The organism is Streptomyces sp. NPDC002044 (genome assembly GCF_040296725.1).
GTDB classification, from domain to species: Bacteria; Actinomycetota; Actinomycetes; order Streptomycetales; family Streptomycetaceae; genus Streptomyces; species Streptomyces antarcticus.
On the sequence record NZ_JBEOXU010000304.1, the window covers coordinates 1 to 2,383 of the forward strand.

1 protein-coding gene is annotated in these 2,383 nt (G+C 75.6%); it reads right to left on the reverse strand.

The annotated features are described in order from the left end of the window. Positions 1 to 190: 190 nt before the first annotated feature. A partial coding sequence (locus ABT106_RS31790) for an alpha-N-acetylglucosaminidase (RefSeq protein WP_351284487.1) occupies positions 191 to 2,383 on the reverse strand: 2,193 nt, incomplete at its 5' end.

Sequence of the window (2,383 nt, forward strand, 5' to 3'; positions counted from 1 at the left end):
GGCACCCAGTCCGTCGCGGGGACCTCGGGCGACAACCGCGGCCGCCCCTGATCGCTGCGGGCCAGTGAACCCAGCGTCGGCCCCACCCGGCGGGCCGTCGGCCGAGCGGTCCCCCGAACGGGTACCGAGGTTCCCCCGGACGGGTGGTGATCGCCGGGGAAGCGGCCGAGACGGCACCGAGTGGTGTATCTCAGGGGGCGGCCGCCGCGGGCAGGGAGGCGGCGACCGCGGCCGCCAGGGCGTACGGGTCCCCGCTGGGCCGGTCGGGATGCCGGGTGGTCCGCCGGGCCCACGCCTCCTCCTCGGCGTGCCAGTCGATCTCCCGGGGCGCGGTGCCCCCGGCGAGCGCCTCCTCCAGCGTGTCGAAGTACAGGTCCCACCGCGGTCCGTACAGCTCCGCGACCAGACCGTTCCACTCGCGGTTCGCGTAGTCGTGGAGGAAGCCGCCCTCGCTCGTGCCGCGGCGGCCCCATACGCTCAGGATCGAGCGGGCGTCGTACTCGTACCGGTCGCGCTCGGCCTCGTCGGCGCCCCGGGAACGGGCCGCCTTCAGCCAGCCGCCGAGCAGGAAGTTCGGGTCGGATCCGATCAGCTCGTCCAACTGCCGCTCCGCGCCGCGCCATTCGGCCGTCAGCCGGCGGAAGCGCTCCAGGTCCCCGGCCTCGTACGCCGCCTTGATCTTCGGCAGCAGCACCCGCGAGTGGTTGGCGAGGGCCTGCCGCGCCGTGTCCACCAGGTCGAAGCGGTACGCGCTGGAGGCGCGCAGCCGCGGATCCACCCGGAGCAGGTGGTCCAGGGCCCGGCGGACCGAATCGGCCGGGTAGCGCAGGGACTTGGGGCTCCAGTACGCCGACCCGACCGCGTTCAGGGCCGGCCGGGCGGTGAACAGGCTGTCCTGGGACTCCGACCACAGCCCCGAGGAGGTGCTGTACGGCCCCTTGCGCAGCTCCTCCCAGGCCGCAGCGGCCGCCGCGTCGGGGCGGCCGTAGCGGCGGGCCGCGAAGTCCGCGAACCACTTCCGCTGGTCGAGCGGCCCCGGTTCCCAGGCCAGGTCGGTGAAGAGGTCGAAGGCCGCCGGGTTGGTCCCGGTGGCCTCGGGGAGGTAGGCGATGCCGCTGAGGGCGCTGCCGCTCTTGCCGCGCCAGGCGGGGAAGCGCTCCAGCCACACGGAGGTGTTCGCGCCGACCGTCGTGTGCCCGCCGAAGTTGTAGATGGTGCCCATCGCGTACGGGACGCCGCCCCAGCGCGTCTCGCGGTCCAGGCGGTTGTACCGGTCGGAGAGCCCGTCGAGGATCAGCAGCTTCGAGGTGTCCACCCCGGCGAGCAGTTCCGCCGTGGGGTCGTCCTGCCAGCCCAGCACCGCCCACAGGGCACCCGGGTGGGCGGCGTGCAGGGCCTTCTGGATCGCCCCGGCGGCGGACCGTACGTCCACCGAGCCGGTCTGCCCGCCCTCGTGCAGCGGGCTCATCCGGTACATCGTGCTGTCCCCGAACACCGCGCGCTGCTCGGCGTAGTACGCGGCGGCCAGCTTCCCGAACACCGGGGTGGCCGGGTCGAGCCAGTCCGGCCGGTCGAAGCCGGCCCAGTCGCCCTGCGGCACCGTCCCGGCACCGGCGTTGCGCGCGGCGAAGTCCGGCGGGACCGTGCCGAAGTAGCCGGGCAGCACCGGCGTCATGCCCAGCCCGCGCAGCTGCTCCGCGATCCGCCCCCCCAGCGCGGCGCGTTCGCGCATCAGCCGCTCCGTGACCGGGCCGCCGAAGCCGCTCAGGTTCTGCAGCAGCCACCAGCTCTGGTGGGCCGGCCCGGGGATCCACGCGCGCAGCTCGGCGGCCGGATAGCCGAAGCCCTGGAGCGCCCGGTAGTACGGGTATTCCGCGCCGACCTGCACGAACACCTCGTTCACCCCGTGCAGGGCGAGCAGGTCGATCTGCCGCTGGTGCTCCTCGAAGGTGCGGTACGGGCCGGCGTAACCGTCGTCGGTGTCGTTCAGCGCGTACCGGTGCGGGACGAGCGCGCTGCGGGTGACGGGCGCGGGGACGGCCGGCAGCGTGGCGGGCAGCATGCCGATGCTGTCGCCCGGCCAGCCGATGTCGGCGCCGGCGACGTGCTGGAGGTACCAGCCGACGCCGGTGAGCAGGGTGGCGCCGGTGGAGCCGCGCACGGTGACCGCTCCGGCCGTCCCGGACACGGTGAAGGTGTCGGCCGCGGCGCCGGTGTCGGGCACCAGGGTGAACTGCCCGGCGTGGCGCGGCAGCAGCCGGGCCAGCGCCGCCCGCGCGGGAGCGGTGTCGAAGCTCCGCGGCCGGGGTGCGCCGGGCCGCGCGGCCGCCGGAGCGGCGGCCCGTACGCCGCCGGGCGCGGGCGGCCCGGCGGCCGGGGCGGC